Annotated in this window: 19 protein-coding genes; 10 read left to right on the plus strand and 9 right to left on the minus strand. The window is 41.7% G+C overall.

The annotated features are described in order from the left end of the window. Positions 1-102 precede the first annotated feature (102 nt). Entirely contained in the window at positions 103-633 is a 531-nt protein-coding gene (locus CC97_RS15725; protein WP_242848180.1) for a helix-turn-helix transcriptional regulator, read from the plus strand. Positions 634-726: 93 nt separating this feature from the next. Here the strand turns inward: CC97_RS15725 and CC97_RS21610 are convergent, their stop codons facing one another. From CC97_RS21610 to CC97_RS15745, 5 genes are all read right to left on the minus strand, one after another. Then, positions 727-1,212: a dockerin type I domain-containing protein gene (locus CC97_RS21610; protein ID WP_347493879.1), complete on the minus strand. Its 486-nt coding sequence runs from the start codon at positions 1,210-1,212 to the stop codon at positions 727-729. After that, a complete protein-coding gene (locus CC97_RS15730) occupies positions 1,181-4,099 on the minus strand; it encodes a glycoside hydrolase family 97 catalytic domain-containing protein (RefSeq protein ID WP_081850155.1) in 2,919 nt (972 codons plus the stop codon). Before CC97_RS15730 ends, CC97_RS21610 begins: the two co-directional genes overlap by 32 nt. Before the next feature lie 401 nt (positions 4,100-4,500). Continuing rightward, positions 4,501-4,785, minus strand: a complete 285-nt coding sequence (locus CC97_RS15735) for a hypothetical protein (protein WP_156036945.1) — start codon at positions 4,783-4,785, stop codon at positions 4,501-4,503. Positions 4,786-5,016: 231 nt separating this feature from the next. Continuing rightward, positions 5,017-5,697 (minus strand): DUF4956 domain-containing protein, encoded by a 681-nt coding sequence (locus CC97_RS15740; protein WP_044976114.1) that lies wholly within the window; start codon positions 5,695-5,697, stop codon positions 5,017-5,019. A gap of 82 nt (positions 5,698-5,779) precedes the next feature. Beyond that, positions 5,780-6,514: a polyphosphate polymerase domain-containing protein gene (locus tag CC97_RS15745; RefSeq protein WP_044976116.1), complete on the minus strand. Its 735-nt coding sequence runs from the start codon at positions 6,512-6,514 to the stop codon at positions 5,780-5,782. A 598-nt stretch (positions 6,515-7,112) separates the two neighbouring features. On the opposite strand from CC97_RS15745, the gene CC97_RS15750 reads away from it, so the two are divergent. Both CC97_RS15750 and CC97_RS15755 read left to right on the plus strand, forming a co-directional pair. After that, positions 7,113-9,182, plus strand: a complete 2,070-nt coding sequence (locus CC97_RS15750; protein ID WP_049962970.1) for a carbohydrate-binding domain-containing protein — start codon at positions 7,113-7,115, stop codon at positions 9,180-9,182. A 634-nt stretch (positions 9,183-9,816) separates the two neighbouring features. Beyond that, on the plus strand, positions 9,817-10,329 hold the full coding sequence (locus CC97_RS15755) for a hypothetical protein (protein WP_044976118.1): 513 nt from the start codon (positions 9,817-9,819) through the stop codon (positions 10,327-10,329). A gap of 113 nt (positions 10,330-10,442) precedes the next feature. On the opposite strand, the gene CC97_RS15760 is transcribed toward CC97_RS15755, so the two are convergent. Next, a complete protein-coding gene (locus tag CC97_RS15760; RefSeq protein ID WP_044973980.1) occupies positions 10,443-11,438 on the minus strand; it encodes an IS5 family transposase in 996 nt (331 codons plus the stop codon). Positions 11,439-11,581: 143 nt separating this feature from the next. Here CC97_RS15760 and CC97_RS15765 point away from each other — a divergent pair, with 143 nt between their 5' ends. The 7 genes from CC97_RS15765 to CC97_RS15795 all read left to right on the plus strand — a co-directional run bounded on the left by CC97_RS15765 (position 11,582) and on the right by CC97_RS15795 (position 21,895). After that, positions 11,582-13,117 (plus strand): VWA domain-containing protein, encoded by a 1,536-nt coding sequence (locus CC97_RS15765; RefSeq protein WP_156036946.1) that lies wholly within the window; start codon positions 11,582-11,584, stop codon positions 13,115-13,117. Continuing rightward, entirely contained in the window at positions 13,114-14,226 is a 1,113-nt protein-coding gene (locus CC97_RS15770) for a hypothetical protein (RefSeq protein WP_044976122.1), read from the plus strand. The genes CC97_RS15765 and CC97_RS15770 overlap by 4 nt, the downstream gene beginning before the upstream one ends. Before the next feature lie 2 nt (positions 14,227-14,228). Beyond that, positions 14,229-14,840, plus strand: a complete 612-nt coding sequence (locus tag CC97_RS15775) for a hypothetical protein (protein ID WP_044976124.1) — start codon at positions 14,229-14,231, stop codon at positions 14,838-14,840. Between the two features lie 309 nt (positions 14,841-15,149). Further along, on the plus strand, positions 15,150-16,736 hold the full coding sequence (locus CC97_RS15780; RefSeq protein ID WP_044976126.1) for an AAA-like domain-containing protein: 1,587 nt from the start codon (positions 15,150-15,152) through the stop codon (positions 16,734-16,736). A 231-nt stretch (positions 16,737-16,967) separates the two neighbouring features. Further along, positions 16,968-19,010, plus strand: coding sequence for a cellulase family glycosylhydrolase (locus CC97_RS15785; RefSeq protein ID WP_044976128.1), 2,043 nt, complete (start codon positions 16,968-16,970; stop codon positions 19,008-19,010). 299 nt (positions 19,011-19,309) lie between these two features. After that, positions 19,310-21,262, plus strand: a complete 1,953-nt coding sequence (locus CC97_RS15790; RefSeq protein WP_044976130.1) for a cellulase family glycosylhydrolase — start codon at positions 19,310-19,312, stop codon at positions 21,260-21,262. Positions 21,263-21,382: 120 nt separating this feature from the next. Then, a complete protein-coding gene (locus tag CC97_RS15795; protein ID WP_044976132.1) occupies positions 21,383-21,895 on the plus strand; it encodes a deoxyuridine 5'-triphosphate nucleotidohydrolase in 513 nt (170 codons plus the stop codon). Between the two features lie 108 nt (positions 21,896-22,003). On the opposite strand, the gene ftsH is transcribed toward CC97_RS15795, so the two are convergent. The 3 genes from ftsH to CC97_RS15810 all read right to left on the minus strand — a co-directional run bounded on the left by ftsH (position 22,004) and on the right by CC97_RS15810 (position 26,393). Continuing rightward, positions 22,004-24,043, minus strand: a complete 2,040-nt coding sequence (gene ftsH, locus CC97_RS15800; protein ID WP_242848181.1) for an ATP-dependent zinc metalloprotease FtsH — start codon at positions 24,041-24,043, stop codon at positions 22,004-22,006. Positions 24,044-24,243: 200 nt separating this feature from the next. After that, a complete protein-coding gene (locus CC97_RS15805; protein ID WP_044973470.1) occupies positions 24,244-26,001 on the minus strand; it encodes a transposase in 1,758 nt (585 codons plus the stop codon). A gap of 20 nt (positions 26,002-26,021) precedes the next feature. After that, positions 26,022-26,393 carry a hypothetical protein gene (locus tag CC97_RS15810; protein ID WP_044973469.1) on the minus strand — a complete coding sequence of 124 codons (372 nt, stop codon included), beginning with the start codon at positions 26,391-26,393 and terminating at the stop codon, positions 26,022-26,024. Between the last annotated feature and the right edge of the window lie 157 nt (positions 26,394-26,550).

Here is a 26,550-nt window from a genome sequence, read left to right on the forward strand (position 1 = left end):
GAAACACAGTGAGGTGGTGTAAAATGGATCAGAAAAAAAACAGGTGAACTGATAAAATATTTCAGAACGGAAAAGGGACTTACTCAGAAACAGCTTGCGGAGATGATAAATGTCAGCGACAAGGCGGTTTCAAAGTGGGAGTGCGGAAACGGCTGTCCGGATGTATCTCTGCTTGCTTCTCTTGCAGAGGTATTCGGTACAGATGTTCGGGTCCTGCTTTCCGGAGAGATAAATAAAAATGAAAGCGAGAAGGGTAAAATGAAAAATCTTAAATTTTATGTGTGTAAGAAATGCGGAAATATCATAACGTCAACATCTGAAGCGTCGGTAACATGCTGCGGCAGCAGACTTGAGGCTCTGGTGCCGAAGAAGGCTGATGAAAGTGAGATGCTGAGCGTAGAGGATACCGGCGGTGAGTGGTATATTTCATCGGATCATTCCATGACAAAGGAGCATTACATTTCATTTGTGGCATTTCTGACGGACAGCAGCGTGCAGATATTCAAGCAGTATCCGGAGTGGAATTTACAGCTGAATATCCCGGTGTACAGGTACGGAAAACTTGTGTGGTACTGCACAGAGTGCGGTTTGTTCTGTCAGGATGTGAGAAGACAGATAAAGAAGGATAAGTGATCTTCGGATAAGAACATATAAAAGCCATAACACTAAGGGTTGCTTCCGTTAGTGTTATGGCTTTTGTTTATCTCACACTGTCAGTTCAGAACATCATGCAAGTATCTTCTTGAGACTTAAAAGATCGATGATGTTTACGTTTCCGTCGCCGTTGAAGTCGGCTGCCGCTTTCTGCTGTTTTGAGAACTGGCCGGTACTCAGCATGATGTTTACCATTGCGGCAAAGTCTGCGGTGTTTACTGTTCCGTCGAGGTTTACGTCTCCGATGACTTCGTCGGATGCATTTTCGCCGCCCTTCTTTACGATGGCGATACGGTCGATCGACGGACCGTTTCCTCTGTCGTTGCTGAGTTTAATGGAGTTCTTTCCGGCGTTCAGTTTAACAGTTGTGCTTGCTCCCGCAAGACCGGTCCAGTCGTTTCTGTTTGCGTAGAGGCCTTTGAGTGTTGTGGTCTGGCCGCCGTTTACTGTAACGTCAAGATCACGGTACTCGCCTGAGATGTAGTAGATGTAAAGGGTGTAATCACCGGCTTCGGACGCCTCAACGTTATCGAAGGTAACCGCGCCGCCCTTGCCGATGTAGCCGACATACTGGAAGCCGGAGCTGTAGCGTCCGTTCTTTCCGGTTTCGGTTTTTTGCGCTTCCTGAGAGCTTAGCCTGTTCGGCTTCGTAGAATTTGTATTCGGAGTAAGGCGTTGTCAGTTTCATTCCGGTCTTCGTTATCTTGATGACGCATCCGCCGTTCGGAAGGAGGCTCTGCTTTATTGTGCTGGCCTTTGTGACATCATCAAGAACAGTTACCTTCAGGTCTGAACCGTCATTGTTGTCCGAGAAGATATATGCCTTGTATGTGCCGTCGTCTGTGATAAGGTCGCCTAAGTTTATTTCAACATCACGGCTTTTTATTGTTGAAGCACCGATGTACCAGTCTCCGCCGCTTCTTCTTGCAGTTACGTTGAACTGCATCGGTCTGCCGTCAAGTACTTTAAGATCGTCCCAGGTGACCGGAACGTCGTTCATCAGTGCAAGAGCTGTTGTGCCCGGATATCTGAATACCGAGTGTGCGTAGTGCTGGATGCCTGATTCTATTGTTACGAGGTCGGCAAGTGCAAATCCTGCAGTTGCCTTTATGCCCGGTATCGGGAGACCTGTAGGTGTGAAGTCTGCTGAGCCTACAACATTTCGTGTGAATGTGTATGAGATGCGGTTTTCAAGTGACGGGCTGTCGAACCACTTGTAGTATTCGGCGCCGTTTACCGCTTCATATGAAACCACGTTCGGATAGGTTCTGCTTTCACCGCGCGGGAGTGTGCAGCCGTGGAAGAGCACCATGAGTTTGTTCTTTGCAGCTATGTCCATGCACAGATACATCTGTTTCATGGTCTCCTTGGTGTCGCTTTCGTAGTAGTCCACCTTGACACCCTTTACGCCGAGACCGCTTATGCGTTCGAATTCACGCTTTATGGTAGCTTCGTCGAGCAGTGAGTAGTAAGGATAAGCCGGATTTCCCTTGCTGTCCCTGTATCCGCTGTGGCCTGTGTTGTTTACGCCGTACCAGAGATAGATGCCGATGCCTTTCTTATCTGCATATTCACATATCTCACGTACCTTTGCTTCACTGTCATCCCACAGTGCCCAGCCGAAGTCGAGGCAGACAAAATCCCATCCGTTTGCTGCTGCAAAGTCAACGTAGTCTTTCTGGGTGTGATATTCAACAGGGGAGTCACCGCCGCTTGACCACCATGACCATGCGCTCTTGCCCGGCTTTATCCAGCTTTCATCTTCCAGAACTGAAGGCGGGTTGAGGTTGAGTATGAGGTCACTTGATGACATGTCGTTTAAGTTATCTGCGACTACCATTGCACGCCACGGTGTGTGGAAAGCGTTGTTCATTGTTACTGACTTTGTCTTAACGCCGAACTTCCACTTTATCGCACGTGAGCCGCCGGATGTGCTGAGGCAGCCTGCGCAGTACGGATCTGACTCGTTGAAAACATTCGCTTCGGAAACGAGAACCCAGTACTTGTTATTGAAATTGCCCGTAAGAGGCAGTGAGTAGTCTGCCCAGGCGCTGTTTACCTTGTCCATGCCAAATTCGGTAAAGTTCCATTCGTAGGTGGCGTTAGGACCGTTGCCCCACAGGGTTCCGTTTGTCGGGAATACAACCTGGCTTGTTTCGTCCTTGACAGTGGCTCCGTGATTTAAGGCGTAACGGAAGCCTACACCGTCATCGTATACTCTGAAAATTACCGTAAGAACGGAATCACCTTTTTTAAGCGGTATGCTTATTTCGTTGTAGTGGTTCCTTATTTCTGCGTGTTTGCCGTAAGGCATTGAATATGTTTCGTCGAACGTGGACGTTGAAGATGCCTGAAGTGCGAGTCCGTTCGAAAGATCTTCAGTGGTTGTGACAAGACCGAGCTTTGAAGGCTCGATAACCGTTCCTGTCACGCCGCCGCTTTTCTTGTGTACCGAGTAGTAGAAACTTCCGCGTGAGTCCGTCCAGAGTTTCGTCGTAAGTGTTCCGTCCGGTGAAACTGTCTGGAGTTCAGGAAGGCTTTTAAGCTGTGTGCCGTCAAAAGTTACTGAGGTTTCAGCGTCTGTGCTTACTTTTCCTTCCTTAAGTGTTTCCGGTTCAAATGTATAGAGGTATTTTGCATTGTCAGGAAGGGAAGCTGCTTCGGAGGCGGAGAGTGCGTAATCGTAGAAAGCCACATCATCTACTTTTGCCTTTATGTCGTTGTCCGTGTAGAGTGAATGTCCGATCGAGTTGTACTTGTATGATCCGATCAGTCCGTCACCGAAAAGGCTTCCGAGTGTTTCGGTAAGATATTTCGCATCGACTTTGTCGATTTCCTTTCCGTCGAGGTAGAAGTTCATGGCACTGGCCGAATATGTTACGCAGAGGTCGTGCCATGTATCTGAATCGGGTTTTGCATCTACATTGAAGATAGCCCGGTGCTTATTGTCGTTTTCAGTAGTTGTTCCCTTACCGGCAAAAACACTGCAGCGGTACTGGTCGTGTTTATTCAGATCTACCGACAGATCAGGCGATGAATAGCTCGGAGTAACACCGGTTCCGAACGGAGCGGGTGCGAACTGATACAGTCTTGTGTAGTCTTCAGATCCCGGATAAAGACTGAATTTCATTGCTATGGTGAATCCGTCTTTGCATCCGTCCTTAAATACATCGGGAAGTTCGAGCCATGAAGCTCCGAATGCTCCTCCCTTAAGGTCGAGGACATTTGTTCCGTTTTCACTGTCCTTTACTACAGAAGCGTTCTCACCGCGGATGATCGCTGCATCACCGGATTTACCGGTACTTGCTGCTTCAGCATTCTGGAATACGATTTCCGCAGCGGAGGTTTCTGATGATGATAAAAGTTCTGCGCCAGTGAATCCTGCCTGTGAAGCCATACATACCGCTGTCGTCAGGGCAAGGCTTCGCCATAATTTTTTACACATACAAACCCTTCTTTCCTAAAACGATCAGTAAAGCACGTAATTCATGCCTTACCATTTTCTGACCGGTAGTTAAGCCGGCCGCAATTTCTTGCAATTTCACAATTATAGATATGTTCCACAAAAACTTTACACAATCATTAAATTTATTATATCATCTAATTTCGCAATAATCAATAGGCAGTTCGCAATTTTTGGTTTTACAGTTAAGGAAAACACTGATTAAACCGGAAATCCGGCTCCGCCGGATTTCCGGAGGTGGCATTTGCGGGCTTCGCCCCCAGGAGCAACGCGCTGATTTATGAATAAATCAGCGTTTCCATAAACAAAGCAGGCAGTGTCTGTTACGGACACTGCCTGCCTGTTTATAATGTTTGTTATGAAAAAAATTTCTGTTGTTATTTTTATGCTGCCATTTCGGCAAATTCTTCAAATGAATCAGTAAAACCTGTAAATCCGTTGAGATCAAGGAAAGTAAAGTCTTTGTCTTTCATACCGAGTGAGATGACAAAGTCAAGTTTTCCGAGATGGTATTCAACAGCAATAGTTCCGTCTTCATACCTGTAAGTTTCTTTTTCGGCACCGTCGAGTACAAGATGCTTTTTGTGTGTTTCAACGTAATTCATGATTTTTTCTACGATTCTGATTTCTTCCCCTGATAGATCAGATGCTACATTAATGTCCATCATATTTACCCCGTCCTTTCATAACTCTTCAGACCTTTGCTGTTTACGAATAAAAAAGCAAAAACAACTGATGTGTATATTATATAACATAACAGAGAACATTACAAGTGCATTTTCATAAAAAAAATTCTATAACCAATTTGTCTATTGTGCATAATGCATATACAAAGATCCCGGTCAGCATTTGTCAGCTTCTGACCGGGATCCGGAATATTTTAAGGAGATGAAAATTGTTTATGCGTATACCTTGTCATCATACTTGTAAAGAACAAGTGTGACATTGAGATTTCCGTTGAGAGTTCTGATCTCATCGATGAAAGCCTTCTGGTTGGCACTGTTGTTCATTTCAATGCTGTAGATGAGTTCAAAGAGTGTACCGAATTCAGTAGTCTTTACTCTCTTGAGTCTCCAGTCGGTTGAGTACTTGCTGAGTACATTGTCGAAGAGACCTACGTAGTTGAGGTTTTCCGGAATGGAGATCTTGAGTGTCATGCTGCTTGTTGCCGGAGCACCGAACTTTGTCTTGTGAAGAATTGTGATGATAGCAGCGATGATAGCAAGGAAGATAAATGCGTATCCGATATATCCGAGACCGCAGATAAGACCTGTTGCTGTTGCGTAGAATACGTAAGCGATCTGCTTCGGATCACCAGGGGCACTTCTGAATCGTACCAGAGTGAATGCACCCGCAAGACTGAGTGAGCTTGCCACGTTGTTTCCGATGGTTGCAATTACGATGGCTACGATAGGAGGGAGCATGATGATGGTCCATACATAGCTCTGTGAGTAGCCTTCCTTTTTATTTGTTATAAGGTAGATGAGACTGATTATGAATCCGGCTGCAACTGCGCTCAGTGTAGCCATGAGAAATGTGTTCAGAGCAAGCTCTGATTCGAGAAATATAGAATTGAACATTGTAATTTATCCTTTCAGTATTATGGAAAGCTGAGGTCCGGCGGATCATTTTTCTGCAGGCAGAGCTTTCCGGAGTAAAGCTTTAGTGAGTTTCTGTTACAAATGCTTTGAAAGCACGTCCGTATTTTGAGAAACTTGTTTTGTAGATTCCGAGCTCTGCGAGTTTTTCAGAAAGCCACATTGGCATTGAAGCACCGATCTTGATCTCCATGAGATACTGACCCGGAGCAAGAAGCTGAACACCGTAGTTCGGCTTGTCGAGGCTTACGTCGAATCTTCTCTGAGTGATTGCACGGTCGAAAGTAAGACGGAAACTGCTGTCGTCTTTTCCGAAGTAAGCTGATCTCTGGTAGCTGATATACTGTTTAGGCTCAACCGGATAGTTCTTCAGGAATACAACGAGTTCGTTGAGCACCTGATGCTGAATGTAAGCTTTTGAGCCTGTTGTAGTTAATTCCGGAAGTTTTCCTTCAAGAAGGAATGCATTTGCCTGTCCGAGCGTGAGTGATATCCTTCTCTTGGTTACGATTCCGCCGATCTTCTTCTTGATCTCAAGGAATACCATATCGTCATCCTTTGCGGGTGATGCGTAGCTGCGGAGTCTGATCTTTTCCTTGTAGTATGGCTTTTCAAGAGATTCACGTATAAGGTAGTTGTCCGGTGTATCATAATATACATTGTAGATGCCGTATTCTTTACCTCCTACGCAGTATTCATCGAAGTTCATGTACTCACCTAAAACGGAGCTGAGAGCATGAAACTGATTTTCGTCCAGAATGAATTTGATCTCCTGCCTCTTGAAAGTACTGATTGCCATAGAATCACATCCTTATCCTGTAAAATGTTGTAATCGTTGTAATCCCGGAATCCCGTTCCCTTTTGACAATTATATTTTAGAATATATATCTTAAAATAATCTTAAAGCTTTTAAGATTATTTGCGGATATATACTATTATAATACTGGCAAAAATCATAAATGAAATGATATTTCACGCAGATTTCTGTAATATTTAACATCAAAGACTCAAAAAAGACACAAACATGAACCTGATTGTGTTTTTTTTCTTAAGAAATTCGGCAAAATATGACGTAAAAACCGCAAAATATGATAAGTCCAGCTTTTCAAAAAGAATAAACATTAAAATAGTATTAATCGTTTTCATAAATGAAATTTGTTTTCACACAGATTTCTGCTGGCTTTAACTTTTAAGAAACAAAAAAGACATAAACCGAAGCTATAATGATGCTGTAAAAAGAAATTCAGCAAAAAACGGCAACATAACAGCAAGATACAAATTGAAAAAACGGATCGTTCTTTTTTTGACGGGCGCACGGCGACAAAGATCCGGTTCGGATCTTTTGCCGGGCAGAACATGATACGTATGAAGTAATGTACTGGAAAGAGGTTAGGCTAATGAACAGACAGAAGAATACAAGAACAATTTTAAGCGGTATACTTTCACTTGTTATTGCAGGATCCTACACAGGTGCCGCATTTTACGGAACAGAAGCAAACGCATCCGAAGAGGCGAAGACAGAAGCGGTATCAGGTGATGTGAACGGCGACGAGAGCGTAAACTCATCCGATCTTCTGGCAATGACAAAATACCTTTTAGGCAATGACGTTAAGATCGTTAAGGAAAACGCTGACTTAAACAGTGACGGAAAAGTAAATATCATCGATGCTGTACTTTTAACAGGAAAGCTCAGGGGCGACGGAACAGATCCGGCGCCAGAACCAGGTGCTGAACCTTCTGCAGATCCGGCCGGAGAAACAAAGACCATAACACTTAAAGGTGCTTCAGCTGCTGCAGAAGGAAGCGGAGTTAAGGTCGAAGGAAGTATAATTACAATAAGTGAGCCTGGTACATATGCAATAAGCGGTAAACTTGATGACGGTCAGATCATCGTTGACGTTGACAAGACAGCATATCCGGAAGGCGTTGTTGAACTTTCACTTGAAGGCGCAGAGATCACATCGAAGACTACATCACCTGTTTATGTGGCATCGGTTGCTGATGAGTGTGTGATAAAGCTTAAGAAGGGTACCGAAAACGTAATTTCGGACAGTAAGGAATATACCAATGCCGACGGATCAAGCGGTGCCATCTATTCAAAGGATGACCTTAAGATCAAGGGAAAGGGCAGCCTTACAGTAAACGGTAACTGCACAGACGGTATCGTAGGCAAAGATTCAGTGAAGATCTTCAACGGTACGGTTACAGTAAATGCAGTGGATGACGGTATCAGGGGCAAGGACAGCGTTAAGATCGGTGACTCCGATGATACTGAATTCACAGATCTTGTCGTTACTGTAAACAGCACGGGGGGTGACGGAATCAGAGCTACAAACGGTTCTGAAGAAGGCAAAGGCAAGGTCATCATCAACGGCGGTACAGTAAATGTAACTTCATATGCTGACGGAATACAGGCTGAGCAGACTTTCACCATGAACGGCGGTGACCTTACAGTTAAGACATATGAAGGCAGCACATACACTGCTTCCGGATCGCAGACAGGCGGAAACACTAATCCGTGGGGCGGCAGAGGCGGCATGGGAATGGACGGCAATGCCAACAAGACAGACATTTCTGCAAAGGGTATCAAGGCAGTCGGTATATATGACGAAGCAGGCACTGCATGGCAGTCGGGCGGCGACATCATCATAAGCGGAGGTACTGTTACTGTGGATTCTTCCGACGATGCTCTCCACTGCGGCGGCAGCATGACTCTCACAGGCGGCGTCTTCACGATAGCAACTGCTGATGACGCGTTCCATTCGGATCATGAACTTACCATCGGAACAAAGGATTCAGGTAAGTATGACGATGTGCAGATCTTTGTTTCAAAGTGCTACGAGGGTGTTGAAGGCGTAACTATCAACCAGAACTCAGGTACAGTTTACGTGGTTTCCGGCGATGACGGCTACAATGCCGCAGGCGGAAACGACGGTTCCGGAAACACTGCTCAGGGTCCGTGGGGCGGTGGAGGATTCGGCAGCGGATCTACCGGTACGCTTAATGTAAACGGCGGTCTTGTTGTCGTAAATTCCGCAAGCGGAGACCATGACGCACTTGACTCGAACGGAAACATAAATCTTAACGGCGGATTTGTATATGTAAACGGTCAGGAGCCTCTTGACTGCGGCGACGGCGGCAGCTACTCCATTAAGTACAACGGCGCAAGCGTTATCACGATGACTGCCGGCAATACAAACCTGAAGACAGTTTACTCATTCAAGGATGCTTCCGGCAACGTGATCGCATCATTCTACGGTGCTTCAGGAAATCCGGGACAGAACTGTACAAACTCAACTGCATGGACAGGCGGTACAGTATCCGGCGGAACAGCTGTCTGCGGCGGTAATGTAACTCTCGGCGGAACAGCAAGCGGCGGCACACAGATCACAGCAGCTGCATCATCCGGCGGCATGCAGCCTGGCGGTCCGGGAGGACAGGGCGGCCGTCCGGGAAGAAACTGGTGATAATCATCAGATAGATATTCATATATTTTTCATCATTATACCTCTTTTTCGCAGTGAACGCAGGTAAATTCCTCGTTCACTGCAAACTATGAAATTTTCCCCCAAATTTTCATACCTTAACGCAGACCGCTCTCCGGTACAAAACTGGAGAGCGGTTTGTGGTTTATGTGTGAAAATGATAAATGAACTGTGGTCAGGCATGCCGCAGAAAAGGTTGAACCGAAGTTTTGCTCCGGTTCGGTTTAAATTCAAATTTTCAATTCTGAAAATTTGAATGGCGCGTTTTTGATATGTATTATTATTGAAAATAAAATTTGATATTAATTTGCAGATAAAAAACGTTCACAGCACGATGTTGCTCCAGCGCTATGGACGTTTAAGTATATTTGAACAAGAAATTTTACTCGCTATATCTGAGTTGAAATATTACTTTGTGGAGCATTTAAGATAATGAGTTTGATTGTGTATTTACAATTCTTCTTAAATTTACTTATGCTTAATTGAACTAAACACACATATTATTTGTTTTTATATGTAATATATTATGTTACTACACAAATATCTGTAGCGAGTATTTACTTATATCAATTAATATGATATTATAAATTCATATTATTAAAATGAGAGGTGTCTTATGAAAAAAATCAAACGAATTATTTCCACTATTACTTCGTTTTCACTCATGTTTTCATTGATTGGAAATTTTCCGATTAGTAATGCTGAAAATGAGAAATTTCAATATACACTTTTTGCAGGGTCAGAAAGTAATGGTGCATTAACAATTAATGCAGAGAATTTTTGTATTAACGGAAATATGGCTACAAACGGTTCTGTCGTTCATGGACGAAATTTTAATGTGAACGGAATAAATAAAGAAAATGCAAATGTAGACATGATTTATATGTTTAATAAAATTGAAACAAGGTATTTTAGTACAGAGACAAAAACTTATAGCGATGACTATGCCTTAAATTCAATAAATATTGATATAAATAGTCCTATTAGTGTAAAAGGTAAAACCGATTTAACAGGCAATATAAACATTAACAATGCTTTGAAATCGATTGATGACATAATGCTTAATGGAGAAGTTAAAAACTCTAATAACGCATTGGTGTTTTCTAGGGAAACGCTGAATAAGTCGTGATATAATAAAATATCCTTGTAATATTGGAATAATATTGAAATGCGAATCGCTATTCGAGCATTTACCTCATTTTTTTATTATTTTTTGCGGAATTAATCCGCATTAGGGTACACTTACCCCTTGCAAAATTCTGCAGTTCTTCCTGCACGAGAACACATCAGCAAATTTGCTGATGCGAATAGAAAATTGAATCTATTCATGTTCTTTTTTATTCCTTTGTATGCTACTTTTGAGTATCCAAATGTATTCTTTACAATGAGGAAAGCATGTTCCACTTTGCATCTTACTGATGACTTATCATGCTCCATCTTTTTATCCCAGTTAATACCGTTATAGTCATCTGAGGTTTTTAAACTTGACGGTCTTTTATTGATTTCAAACTTCATGTTTTTATGATGCTCATCCTGTTTTATGGCATTCTGTGCCGGAACACCAAGATAACCAGAATCGCCGTACATTATTTCATCATCATTGCGAATAAGCTTAGATGCTTCAGTGGAATCATGCACATTTGCCGCTGTTCCGGTTATTGTATGCACATATCCTGTTCCAGCATCTACTCCAGCATGTACCTTCATTCCATGATACCACTGATTGCCTTTCTTAGTCTGATGCATTTCAGGATCACGTTCTCCCTTGGCATTCTTTGTTGAACTTGGTGCTGCAATTATTGTTGCGTCAACAATTGTACCACCATGCATGATAAGTCCTGCCTTTTCAAGTCGATCATTAACGTCCTTGAAAATAGCGTCGCCGATATTATGTTCTTCAAGAAGATGTCGAAACTTCAGTAATGTTGTTGCATCCGGAACTTGTTCATGCATAAAATTTATTTTCATGAATTTTCTCATTGCATAGCTATCATAAATAGCATCTTCGACACCTTCATCTGATAGATTGAACCAATCCTGAAGAAGATACATTCTAAGCATGGTCTCGATACCTTTTACAGGTCTGCCATGATTACCTGACGGATAGTAAGGAGCGATTATCTGAATCCATGAATCCCATGGAATTATCTCTTCCATTCTATTAAGAAACGCTTCTTTTTTTCCCTGACGCTTTCTAAGGGAATATTCCATATCGCTGAAACTTAACTGTCCGTTCATATCAAAATACCTCGCATAATATATTTTATTAACTACATTATATCATATATACGACAATTTGTCAATACTAACGTCGATTAAATCAGCGTTTCCCTAAATATGGAGACATAATAATTGATAGTCAGAATGTTAGTTTAAACGGCTTGATATATGCTCCATTTGGAACAGTTGAAATCACGGCAAACAACCTCAATTTGAACAATGTGGTTATAATTGCAAACAAAATAATTATGAATTGTCCAAGCGTCAACGCAAATGCAAACAATGAATTACTTGAATTTATTGGCGATACGACAGAACCTATATATGTCCCTGTCGAAGAGTATCAGTATTTAGATGATACTGATGAAGACAAATTACCTGACATAATAGAGAAACAAATTGGTACAAACCCTTTGAACCCTGACACTGATGCTGACGGATTACCAGATGGTTATGAAAAATATACAACACTTACAGATCCACTGATTGTTGATACTGATCATAATGATATTGATGACGGAAACGAGGATTTTGATAACGACGGATTAAACAATATTTATGAATACATATCAGAAACTAATCCATGGATACTTGATTCAGATGAAGATACTCTCCTCGATGGCGAAGAAGTAATGAACTACAATTCTTCTCCTTGTTTAAAAGATACTGATAATGATGGGCTAGATGATGACGATGAAGTAACTTTAGGTACAGACATAAATAATCCTGATTCTAATGGAAATGGTATTTTAGATGGTGATGAAAAATTCAATCAGTCATTTACATTTATTAATAATAATGAAGAAAGTGTAATTACTAAAGTTTCAATCGCTTCTGAATGTACAGGTAATATAAACAAAACTACAGTTGTTGAGGACATTTCTGAATCAGATTCAATATGTGCAGGTGTAGAAGGATTATTGGGCGAACCATTTTCCATAGAAACAACATCAAATTTTGAATCTGCTACATTAACTTTTGAAATTGATAAAGCATTACTTAAAGATGTAGATTTTGAAGATATCATGTTTTTGTGGTACAATGAATCAGATTACAAATTTGAAGAACTTGAGACAACATATGATTTTAATAATAGTTCAGTTAGCATAGAAACAACTCATTTTAGTAAGTATATGATTGTTGATAAAGAGTCTTGGTTAAAAGCATGGAATAAAGAATTAAACTATACTTCTTCAAATTATGAACAATCTAAATGTTATTCTGTTTTAGCGATTGATTGTTCTGGAAGTATGTATAATAACGATTATATAGACAATAATAATTGTAAACGTGCTGAAGCAGTTAAAAATTTCATAAACACTATGGATTCAGATGATAAAGCTGCGATAATTACTTTTGATGACAATACTACTGTAGAGGTTGAATTAACTGATAATAAAGATAAGTTATTAGAAGCTACAAAAAGCTTTTATCATAGTGGCGGAACAAACTTCAATAACGCTATAGAAACCGCAACAGAGCTGTTGCAAAACTCATCAGGAAGTACACGAAAAAATATTATATTACTTTCTGACGGTGGTTCAAGTTTATCTGAAGATATAAAAAAGCTGCTGCAGATGCTCATATTAAAATACACACCATTGGTCTTGGAAATAGTGATGACTACACACTTAATGAAATATCTTCGTATACTAACGGAAAATTTACCAAGGCCTATACTGCAGATGAACTATTGAAAATATATACAATGATTGGAATATCAAATGATTTTGATCAGACTGATAACGACAAAGATGGACTGTTTGATGTTATTGAAACTGTTGGAATCAGAATTCAGAATGGTAGTATAATTCACGGTTGTGATCCTACAAAGTTAGATACTGATGGTGATGGGAAAAATGATGGAATCGAAATAGATCCGCAAATCAGGTGGAAAATAGACAAACAATACTATTTTGTAATGAAATCTAATCCTGTTATTGATGAGAGCTATTATGATGTTAGAAATCATAAATTCAATAGAATAGATGGTGAATACTTATTATGTGAAGATTGCGATTTCAAAGTAAAATCTCCAATCTATCAAGACAAAGAAATTTTATCAGAAGATGATTATTTAAGAGTTCAATCACTATATAACGAATTTAACAAAGAGTTTATAGACTATACTGCAAAAGGCGATGTTTCTATAGCTGATGCTAAAAATTTTTATAATAGTTCTATATTCATTGTTGAAATAGAAAAAATACGTTCTAAAAGAGAATATCGTAGCAAATACGATTATTGTGATGATAATAATAATTATTATTCTGAAGTTTTAGCTTCTGTAAATTTGGATAATGTATATTATTATAGGAATGGTTCTCTATCACAGAAGCGCCACTGCCAGTGTAACATTGAAACAATTGATGAAACTAATATATATCGATACATAAACCAATATAAAACCATACCGTTTATTGGTTCTGTTATGATAGCTATAATTGGTTTTAACCATCCTGTCATTAGTTCAGCTTTGACTGCTGCCCAAAACTCAGCAGACGGAAGAATCAGTACTGATGAATCATTATGGAATACGTATTATACACTTTATGGTGTCTACCCTTTTTCTAACAATTATGTTGACCTTTCCAAAAATATTATTTTGACAATAACTGCAATAGTTCAGAGCGGTGATGTATATTCGAATAGAGATATACCTCAAATAGGCGATAAATATGTAACTATAAACAGAGGATGGAAATGTGAATGCAATAGTAGAAACTGCCATTTTCCAGCTTATACTACTGTTGCAGAATATATATATAGGAATGGGGAGATTGTTTATTATTCATTTGGAGGATAAACATGAAAAATCTTTTCAAGATAAAAAAACATAAATGTCCCTGGTGTGGAAATGATGTGTTTATGTTGAGTACGTATAGTTCAACGAAAAAAAAATGTGACTGTTGCGGGCATAATTATACATATTGCGACGATAGCAAAGCATGCAAAGCACAAAAGTTATCGGTCGGGCTAATGATACTATGCATGTTCGTTGTGCCATTTAACTTTTTGCCTTTTATTGTAGTGTTTTTTTTGTCTTTTTATGTGAGTTGCTATTTATTCATTCCGTATGAACGAATGGACGATACAGATAAATTTATGATAAAAAAATATGTATCGATTATCACTATGTACGATATCATCAAAATTAATCCTAGAAAAATACTATCATACTACAACATTGTTCCGATATGTTTTATTAAAGATAACGATATACCTATTTCAAATGATATTTGCATTCTCATCGAAAGCTCAAAAAAAATAGGTCCTAATGAATATGAATGCATATTTTCTTTTTTACCATTATCAAGTGTGAAATTTGATATTAAAGAACCAAATACGAAATTTATCGTTTTTGACAATCATGAAAAAGTCGGTGAAGGAATTGTTAAAGGTGAAAAAGAAGGCTTTTAATTATTAGATAGTTATAACTGGTTATCTTTATTTTGATAGTAAAAAAGCAGTTAAGAGAGAAATCTTAGCTGCTTTTTCATACCAAAACAAAAAAACATTGAGACTGTAGATAAGGCAATGGAAAACATAAATCCAACACATCCTGAAGTGTTTATTAAAAACATAATAGATTATTCTAAATTGAGTAAGGGTAAGGAAATCTTTTATACGTTCCGTAAGAAAAACTTGAATTTTAGGCGATTAGATGCTATGATATAAATTGATATGCTTCGAAAATAAGAACATTTTAAGATCGGAGGGACATGACATATGCGATGCTTCAATACAACGGCTCTGTGCAGACCGGACAAGCATTATATGGTTGATATTTCTGCAAGAATAGAAAAAATCAAAGAGCTGGTCGATGCGGGAAAATATTTTACGATCAACAGGGCGCGGCAGTACGGAAAGACAACTACATTAAGAGCGCTTCGGAATGAACTGCAAAGTGAGTACAATGTTATAGCTTTGAGTTTTGAAGGCCTGACTAAGGCAAATTTTGCTGATGAATACACTTTTGTCAGGGCTTTCTGCAGACTTTTAAAGAAGAACAGCAAATCATATATGCTGCTGCCTGATTCTGTAAAGCAGCAGATCGACGGATTTTTACTGCGCCGGGATGACAAAGCAGAAATGGACGAGCTGTTTATAGCGCTGAACGAATGGTGCGGGATTTCTGACAAGCCTGTTGTCATGGTCATAGATGAGGTTGACAGTGCCTCCGATAATCAGGTCTTTCTCGATTTTCTCGGTTTGCTGCGTGAAGGATATATCAGCAGAGAGGCAGATGATATTCCGGCTTTTCATTCTGTTATTCTTGCCGGGGTTACGGATGTAAAACATCTTAAGGGAAAAATCAGACCGGATGCTGATCAGAAAGAGAACAGTCCGTGGAATATCGCCGCTGATTTTGATATAGACATGAGTCTTCCGGAGAACGGCATCAAAGGAATGCTTGATGAATATGAATCAGATCATCATACGGGTATGGATACTGCATATATGGCAAAGCTCATCTGGGAGCAGACAAGCGGATATCCGTTCCTTGTGAGCCGCTTATGTCAGCTGATTGATGAGAAAGTTTCGGCTGAAATGCCGCTTTGTGATGCGTGGACCAAAAATGGTTTCTTAGAGGCTCTGAAGCTGATACTTTCAGAAAGCAATACTCTGTTTCAGACAATAACCAAAAACCTGAATCTGCATCCGGCTCTTAAAGATGCCATAAGAAGTATTCTGATGGAAGGTATAAAACTTACATATAACTCCGATCAGGATGATATTGTGAAAATGGAGATGTACGGACTTATCAGAAATGATCACAACTGTGTAAGAGTTGCTAACCGTATATTCGAAACAAGGCTTTATAATCTTTTCCTTTCAGATGCTGAACTGAGAAACAGTATTTTCTATAACAGCAGTGAACTGGAGAAAAACCGTTTTATCAGAAACGGAAAGCTTGACATGCAGGCAATATTCCTCGGATTTATAAAGACCTATGATCAGGTAGTTGAGAAACTGGTGGATAGGTTTAAGGAGGGGGAAGGACGTGAATTTTTCCTTCTTTATTTAAAACCGATCATCAACGGAACCGGAAATTTTTATATTGAGGCACAGACCAGAGATCAGCTGAGAACAGATGTTATCGTTGATTATCTGGGAGAACAGTATATTATCGAGCTGAAAATATGGCACGGTCCGCGTTATAACGAAGAAGGGGAAAAACAGATCTGCGAGTATCTGGACAGATTTGACCTTCAGACCGGATATATGCTGAGTTTTAATTTTAATGATAAAAAAGAACAGGGCGTAAAGGAATATCTTATTGACGGAAAGAAACTGATCGAAGCTACTGTGTAAAAACTAAAAAACACAAATATACAATTTCACCCCGCCGGTTCATATAATCGGTGGGGCTTTGTGTATATTAATTCTTATTGTATAAAAATACAGGTATTGAATTTACGCGGTTTGTTTATTTTAATTATTTCCCTTGACATTTAAGTGAATATCATTGTATAATATAAATCAGAAAAATGGTATTTTGTTGTATTGTTTTAATTATGAATGATGAGAAAGGAAAATGCTGCTATGAGTATTTTTAAGAGGCTTATTTCAGCTGTGTGTGCTGTTGCAGTGGCAGGCACATTCAGCTTCTCGTATGCAAACGGCAATGCGGGAGAAACAAAACTTAATGCTGCAGTGGATTCAAACAACGATGACTGGCTCCACGCAAAGGGCAGCAGACTTTACGACATGAACGAGAACGAGGTATGGCTCACAGGTGCCAACTGGTTCGGATTCAACTGTAACGAAGCCTGCCCGCACTATCTCTGGAGCGCTGATGCTGATGACTGTCTTACAGAGATCGCTGACCGCGGTATCAACATCATTCGTTTCCCTATTTCAACTGAGCTTATCGTTTCATGGATGAACGGCAAGCCGAATCCGGTAAACAGTTTCTCTGCAAACGCAGATCCTGCATTCACTATCAATGCTGATTTCTGTGAAGCAGACGGCAAGACTCCTGTTGACAGTATGCAGGTATTCGATATCATGATGAGAAAGTGCAAGGAGCACGGTATCAAGGCATTTATCGATATCCACAGCCCGCACACAGACAACTCAGGTCACAACTACAATCTCTGGTACGGCAAGGCAGGCGTAACAACAGACGTATGGATCGACTCACTCGTATGGCTTGCTGACAAATACAAGAACGACGATACACTTATTGCTTTCGACCTTAAGAACGAACCTCACGGAAAGGGTCAGGAAGGCAAGGAAGCTGCAAAGTGGGACGGCTCAAAAGACGAAAACAACTGGGCTTATGCAGCTACAAAGTGTGCTGAAGCTATCCTCGACGTAAACCCTAAGGCACTTATCCTCGTTGAAGGTGTTGAACAGTCAATGAGCGGTGCTATGGAAGGCGACTACTGGGGCATGCCTGACAGACGTGACAACTCACCGTACATCGGTGCATGGTGGGGCGGTAACTTCCGCGGTGCAAGAGAATTCCCTATCAAGCCTAAGCAGGGTACATCACAGATAGTTTACTCACCTCATGACTACGGCCCGTCAGTATATGCTCAGACATGGTTCGAAAAGGACTTTACTGAAAAGACACTTCTCGATGACTACTGGTACGATACATGGGCATATATCAATGCTGAAGATATCGGTCCTGAACTCATCGGTGAATGGGGCGGACACATGGACGGTAAGGAAAACCAGAAGTGGATGACTCTTCTCCGTGACTACATGATCAAGCATCACATCAACCACACATTCTGGTGCCTCAATACAAACTCAGGTGATACAGGCGGACTCTGGGACGATCTCGGATTCCAGGCAGGCAAGGGTACAACTATCAAGTGGAACGAACCTAAGTACGAACTCTTCGAGGAAGCTCTCTGGCAGACAAAGAGCGGCAAGTACATCGGTCTTGACCACCAGGTAGCACTTGGCAAGAACGGTATTTCACTTAACGACTACTACGCTAACTACGCAGCAAGCGAAGGAAGCAACCTCGACGGCGGTAAGACTTCATCAGGCAAGCCTGTTGATTCAACACCGGCACCTACAAAGGAACCTACAAAGGCACCTGCAAGTCCTTCACCGACAGCAAGTGCAAGTCCTACAGCTTCACCGACATCTGCACCTACAGCGACACCAACTGCCACACCAACTGCTTCACCTACAGTTACACCAACTGTTACTCCAACAGCAACACCAACAGTTACACCTACAGTGCAGCCTTCACCGACTGTAAAGCCGACAGAATCTGCTTCTCCAAAGCCAACAGAATCACCAAAGCCGACAGAGAGCCCTAAGCCGACTGAAGAGCCGAATGCAGAGAAGACTCCTGACAAGCCGAAGGAATCACCGACACCTGGTGTAACAAGACCAACTGAAAAGCCTGAAACAGTTGTTTACGGTGACGTAAACGGTGATGAAAAGGTAGATATCACAGACCTTTCAGTTGTAGCACTTAACCTCGTTGACAAGAAGCCTTTTGATGCTGAACAGACAAAGAGAGGCGACGTTGACGGAGACGGAAAGGTAACACTTCAGGATCTCGCAACGATCAGACAGTTTGTTTCAAAGAAGATCGACAAGCTCGGTCCTCAGTAATGTAATTTAATTCTTTTCATACATAACACAAAGACCCGGAGCGTAAAAAACTTCGGGTCTTTGTCTGACACTAAAAATCTGATTAAAATGATTGAAAGTCATTTTAACAGCGCCGTGCTCCGGGGCGAAGCCCCGCAGATCCCGCATCCGGAAATCCGCCAAAGCCGCATTTCCGATTTAATCAGTGTTTCCCTTGACAGTATATTTGCTGATACGATATAATAAAGTTAGTTGGTTTTTATATGAAAACATCAGGTATAAGCCCTGTGTGTTCAGAATGAATTACGGAGGTAATCAATATGGGTTTATTTAAGAAAACTACAGCTGTTCTTTGTCTTGCAGCTGTTGCAGGTACCTGCTTCGGCGGATATTCACCTGCATCTGAAAAGGTAAATGACACAGCTTTTGCTGCAGTCGATGACAGCGGTGATGACTGGCTCCATACAAAAGGAAGCCGTATTTACGACATGAACGGAAATGAAGTATGGCTTACCGGTGCAAACTGGTTCGGTCTTAACTGTTCGGAAAACGCACCTCACGGTCTTTATGCAAGAGACGTTGATGACATGCTTCAGAGTATCGCAGATCACGGTATCAACATCATCCGTTTCCCTATCTCAACTGAGCTCCTGCTTTCATGGATGGACGGAGAACCGCTTCCGGTAAGCTCGGTTCAGGCAAGCTACAATCCTCCTAAGGATGAAGTAGGCGAAGACGGTACAGTTACTCCTGCCGGCAAGTACGGCAACATCAACCGTGATTTCTGTGAAGCAGACGGCAAGACTCTGAAGAATTCAATGGAGATCTTCGACATAATCATGCAGAAGATGAAGAAGTACGGCATCAAGGCGCTTGTTGACGTACACAGTCCGGCTTCACACAATTCAGGACACAACTACAATCTCTGGTACTACGAACCGACAGCCGAGGACTGCGACGGTATGGCTACCGGACATTTCTCAGGCAAGGAGATCACATGGGACAACTGGAAGGATTCCATCACATGGCTTGCTGAAAAGTACGCAAATGACGATACCATCCTCGCATACGACCTGAAGAATGAACCTCACGGAAAGCGCGGTTACGACGGCAGCAGCTGCCCTGCAAACATGGCAAAGTGGGATGATTCTACAGACAAGAACAACTGGAAATACTCTTCCGAAGAGTGCGCAAAGTCGATCCTCAAGGTAAATCCGCATGCACTCATCCTCATCGAAGGTATTGAACAGTCACCAAGATTCGACAGAAATGCTACATGGAATACTGCAGACGTATTCCAGCCTAAGGCAGGCGAGGAAAAGTGGTACGGCGCATGGTGGGGCGGTAACCTCCGCGGTGTAAAGGATCTTCCGGTTCTTCCTGAATCAGGTCAGATCGTTTACTCACCTCACGACTACGGCCCGTCAGTATACGCTCAGTCATGGTTCGACAAGGACTTTTCAACTGAAACACTTCTCGATGATTACTGGCGTGATACATGGGCATATATCAATTCAGATGAAATCGCACCGCTTCTCATCGGCGAATGGGGCGGACACATGGATGACGGCCCGAACCAGAAGTGGATGGAGCTTCTCCGTGACTATATGATCGACCACCATATCAACCACACATTCTGGTGCCTGAACCCGAACTCAGGCGATACGGGCGGACTTCTCGACACTCAGTTCAACAACTGGGATGAAGCAAAATACGGCCTTTTCGAAAAGTCACTCTGGCAGACATCTTCAAGCGGAAAGTATGTTGGTCTTGACCATCAGGTAGCACTCGGCAAAAACGGTGTTTCACTCAATGATTTCTATTCCTCATATGCAAACAGCGAGGGAAGCAACCTTGACGGCGGAAAGAAATCTGACGGCAAGCCTGTAGATTCAACTCCTGCAAGCCCGAAGCCAACAGAGAGCCCGAAGCCAACAGAAAGCCCGAAGCCGACAGAGAGCCCGAAGCCGACAGAGAGCCCGAAGCCAACGGAGAGTCCGAAGCCAACAGAAAGTCCGAAGCCAACCGAGAGTCCAAAACCAACAGAAACTCCGAATCCTTCAGAAAAGGCTGTATATGGTGACGTAAATGAGGACGGAAAGGTAGACGTTACAGACCTTTCAACACTTGCACTCAGCCTTGTTGACAAGAAGGAACTCAAAGGAAACGCATTCACAAATGCTGATGTAGACGGTGACGGAAAAGTAGGTCTTACTGACCTTGCAACTATCAGACAGTACATTTCAAAGAAGATCGACAAGCTCGGTGTATAAATAAAGCGGACAGATACGTCTGTACGCATCAGATGTATGCCGTAACAAATAATAGTAATGATCCCCCTCCCGGCGGGAGGGGGATAGCTTTGAAATAATATAAAAATAAGGACAGGTATTATGAAAAGAATAGCAGAATTTCAGAAAGTAAGCCGTGAACAGTTTATAAAGGACTGGAAAGATTCCTTCGACGGCGTAAGTGACGAGCAGGCCGGAGCTGTTTACGACAGCATTAAGCTTCCGAAAAGAGCAACATCCGGTTCAGCCGGCTACGACTTCTACACACCGACAGACTTTACTCTTGCCCCGAATGAGACAATCAAGCTTCCTACGGGCATCAGAGTAAAGATAGAAGAAGGCTGGATGCTCGGGTGCTATCCGAGAAGCGGACTTGGCTTCAAGTACCGCATGCAGCTCAACAACACAGTCGGCATCATCGACAGTGACTACTACTATTCTGATAACGAAGGCCATATCATGATCAAGTTTACCAATGCATCAAATACAGGCCTCACTATCTCCCTTAAAGCAGGAGACGCCTTTGCACAGGGAATCTTCACTGAGTACGGAATAACTTTTGACGATGACTGCACAGAAGTAAGAAACGGCGGCTTCGGCAGCACAAGTAAATAAATGTACGCTTTCAGCGTACTATCAAAAATACCGGCACTCCGCGGGGGACCGGTATTTTTTTCGGGCAAAACAAAAGCACGCAAACTTTATGTCTGCGTGCTTTCTGGTTTATTCTTCTGTATTATCTGAATCCTCAGAATCGGTTTTCTTTGCTGAATCAACGGAAACGGATACTTCAGTATCGTCGCTTTCTTTTGAAAATCCGACTGAAATTTCCGGCTCGTCTTTCTTTTCTTCCGGAATATTTATGTTTATGTCGGTTTCAGTAGGCTTTTCTTTCTCAGAAGGAATTTCATCCTTTTTAACATCAAGTTCACCGTGAATGAGCTTTTCGAAGTCGTCGCCGTCGATCTTTTCGTTTTCGATAAGGTACTTTGCAACGAGGTGGAGTTCATCGAGGTGTTCTCGGAGAATAGCTTCACACTGTTCGTGAGCTTCCGCGATGATCCTGCGTACTTCAGCGTCGATCTCTGATGCGATCTCTTCACTGTAGTTTCTTGTGTGGCCGTAGTCCTTGCCGAGGAATACTTCACCGTTGTCATCGCCGTAAACAACAGTTCCGAGCTTCTCTGAGAAGCCGTACTTTGTTACCATGTTTCTTGCTACCTTTGTGGCACGTTCAAGGTCGTTTGAAGCACCTGTGCAGATGTCATCGAGAACGATCTCTTCTGCAACACGTCCGCCGAGGAGCATTACGATGGATTCACGCATCTTTGTTCTTGTCATGTGTGAATCATCTGTTTCAGGTCTTGTAACTGTAAGACCGGCAGCCATACCACGCTGGATAACTGTGATCTGGTGTACCTTGTCCTGTGTTTCGAGATAGTAAGCTGCGATGGCGTGTCCGCCTTCGTGATAAGCTGTGATCTTCTTGTCGCGGTCTGTAACGATGTGTGATTTCTTTTCAGGACCTGCGATCACCTTCATTGTAGCTTCTTCGATGTCTGATTCGATGATAGCCTTTCTGTTCTGGCGGGCTGCAAGGAGAGCAGCTTCGTTAAGAAGGTTTTCAAGGTCAGCACCTGTAAAGCCCTGTGTTGTTTTGGCAATTACCTTCAGGTCAACGTCAGGACCGAGAGGCTTGTTCTTTGCATGCACTTTGAGGATATCCTCACGTCCCTTGACGTCAGGATAGTTTACAACGATCTGTCTGTCGAAACGGCCCGGTCTTAAAAGTGCCGGATCAAGAATGTCACGGCGGTTTGTCGCAGCCATTACGATAACATTGTCGTTGGCTGTAAAGCCGTCCATTTCAACGAGGAGCTGGTTAAGTGTCTGTTCACGTTCATCATGTCCGCCGCCGAGACCTGCGCCTCTGTGACGTCCTACAGCATCGATCTCATCGATGAATACGATGGACGGGCTGTTTTTCTTTGCCTGTTCGAACAGGTCACGTACTCGTGAAGCACCGACACCGACGAACATTTCAACGAAGTCAGAACCTGAGATAGAGAAGAAAGGAACGTTTGCTTCGCCTGCAACGGCTCTGGCAAGAAGAGTCTTACCTGTACCCGGAGGGCCCAGAAGGAGAACACCCTTAGGAACTCTTGCACCTATCTCGTCATATTTCTTGGTATTCTTAAGGAAATCAACGATCTCCTTGAGTTCTTCCTTTTCTTCATCGGCACCGGCAACATCATCGAATGTAGTCTTTTTGCCGTTTGAAGGTCTTATGTTTGCCTTGCCGAAGTTAGCGTATTTTCCGCCGCCGCCGGCCTGACGGATCATGAAGAAGAAAAGCGCTACTCCCATTATAAGAAGGAGTACTGTCGGAACGACTGTTATGATCCAGGAATTATCTGAACCCCTGATGTAGTCTACCTTTACGTCCTCACCGTTGTGCTTTTCCCTGTAACCGGCTCTGTAGTCGGCTATTTCAGAATCAGTATCGTTTATGAAAAGATTTACGTTCGGGACTATATATGTGTTTTTATCCGAAGAGCCTTCGAGATAGTATTCAAGCTCGCCGCTCTTGAGATTGAGAGTATACTCAGTTACCCTGTACTCATCAAATTCGTGCATTATTTCAGAATATTTCTTGCCCTGGCCTGTCGGCTCGAGCTTCGGTACGAGTACTCCGAGAACTATAATTATTACTGCTGCAATGCAGATATAAGTCAGCAGCCCCTTGTTCTTTCTAGGTGTCAATGACATCACTCCTGTCTTTTGTGTTTTAACATCAATAAGAATATTTTAACTTGAAAACGTTATAAAGTCAAGCATAAAAGGAAAGAGCTCTATAATTTCATGTTTTCTTGTTACTATTCACGACCTAATTTTCCCAGTACAAAAGAAAACAACACCACTGGACCGGTTTTATTACCGGCCTGGTGGTGCTGTATTTTTTATTATTCACATTCAGCAAATATTTCTTCGACAGTATATGGGTTACCATCACATAATCTTGTTAATGCATCATATTCGTTGATTCCATTTCTTCGGCATGTTTCAATGTATGTACGAATCATTGCATAGTTATTTGCTGTTTTTGAAGATGCGAACTGACCTGACACCTTCATTTTTGTTTTCGTCCCACGTAGTGCTCGTTCTGAGAGATTATTTGTTGTAGGCAGACTGAAATCATATACCCAGGCGAAGTAATTGCTGCGATATTTTATGATTCTGCGTATCAGAGCGCGTTCCGGACCGCCTGAATATTTTGATGTATTCGCTTCTGCCAGCGTTTCTGCTCTTTGCAGAAGTTCTGTAAGCTTGCTTTCAAAATTTTCAAGATATCCATCATCAAATCGTGTTGTTCCTGCTTGTATCAGATTCTTTCGGTCTTTTATCGTTGCTGATATCAATGCTTTTATTTCAAGCAGTACTTCATGATTGGTTTCATCTGCAAGTTTCTGAAGATCGCGCTGCAAATGTGCATTACACTCAATATTTATGAACACAAAACGTTCATTGTAATTGATGCTGTTATGATCATGCATAACAGATGTTTCAGCAGAAAGATTTTCAAGTATTCCATCCAGAAGAATTCCGTTCATATCTTTGTTTTCATGGGCTGCAAAGAACGCGATTCTTTCGTCTCCGTAAAATCTCAGGCAGATTCTTTTGGTATCGGCGTAAACCACGGTATCATCCCAGTAAATGAGCAGTCTTTTAAGTAACTCCCTTCGCAAATCATTATGAAAAACTGCCAGTGCTTTGGCGGCTCTGGCCTGTACTTTAGCTACATACCCTTCACTCGGACTGATCTCTCCGTTTGTTATGCCCTGAAAGAATACAGGAACCTTATTTATTGACGAATTCATAATATTCAGCAAAACAAGTATCATTGCCTGTACGTTTGCTCCATATCTTACTTTCGTTCTTTTTTCAGGTGCCGTTCTGCTGATCACCAGGGTCCCGCAATTCTTACATTTGTAGACGTAATACTTATGCTTCACCCTCTTTACTTTAACTTCTACTTCTATTTCATAGCGATTTTCTGTTTTTCCGGTATATTCAAACTCATCTTTTTTGCATTTCGGACAACAGTCATCTTCAGTTAAACAATGTTCCGTTATATCAGTTATTGCTTCTTCTGCAGGTGGTTCAAGCTCTGATCTTTTATGCCCTGTTTGGCCTCCTTTGGAATTATCGGTTTCTTCTCTGCTGTTTGGTCTTGCTTTTGATTTCCCGATTGGTGTCTGCGATGTAGGCAGAGATGTATTGGTTCCATCTCTGTCCTGTACCGCTTTCATATGCCGGATCTCGGCTTTAAGTGTTTCTATTATGGTGTCTTTCTCGTCAAGTGCTTTTTGATATTCTTCGTCCTTCTTAGCAAGCTTTTTTTGATACTCACAGAACAAATCATAGTTTTCCTGTCTTAATTTACAGATTGTATCTATCTTTTCATCAAGCTCTTTGGTGTGATTTTCGCATTCAATTACAAGCTGTTCATACCAGATATCGCGTACTTTCTTCACTGCATTTTTTGATGACCGAACTTGTCTGCAAAGCTGTTTTATCCGCCTCTGATATCCAAGATATATGAGATGATGATTATGCTGCAGTTTTTTATATCTCTCACCATTTTCAAATTCTTTTACCAGACGTTTAAGTCTTTTATTTTCATATTGTAATGATGTATTGATAAAAAACTGCCTGTTCATAGCTTGCTTCCTGTTCTGTTTTATTTCTGTTCCAGCGCTCTTTCTGCTGATTCCTTTATGTTCAGTAAGTGATTTTTAAGAATAGCATTTTGTTTTTCAAGTTCGCTGATTCTTTTATCTTTCTGTATACTTTCTTCTTTTAGTTTTTTTATGATTTCCTTGTAATCCGGTTCTGCTGTTACCTTCGTTTCAACAGTATTGCTATTTGATTCTGATTTAGCCTTTCGTCCCGGCTTTCCTGTAGACGGTATCAGTTCTCCCGTTACCGGATCTTCCACTCCAAGATACTTGCGTATTGGTCTTGATTGTTTGGTTACAGGGTCGTAGTGTGATGTTGATTCATAAAGAACCACTCTTCCGGTTTTCTTATCTGTGTAGCGTACAATCGACATGATTTCAGCTTCCTTTCTACACTTGGTACTTATTATTATATCACATACCAACGAAAATGTCAATAGTTTTATTGGTATCTATTTAAACAAATACCACTATGCTTTTTTGTACTTTTTTTACGTAAAAAAAACAGTGCTGAAAACATCGCATTTTCAA

It is taken from the genome of Ruminococcus sp. HUN007 (assembly GCF_000712055.1).
Classification (GTDB): Bacteria; Bacillota; Clostridia; order Oscillospirales; family Ruminococcaceae; genus HUN007.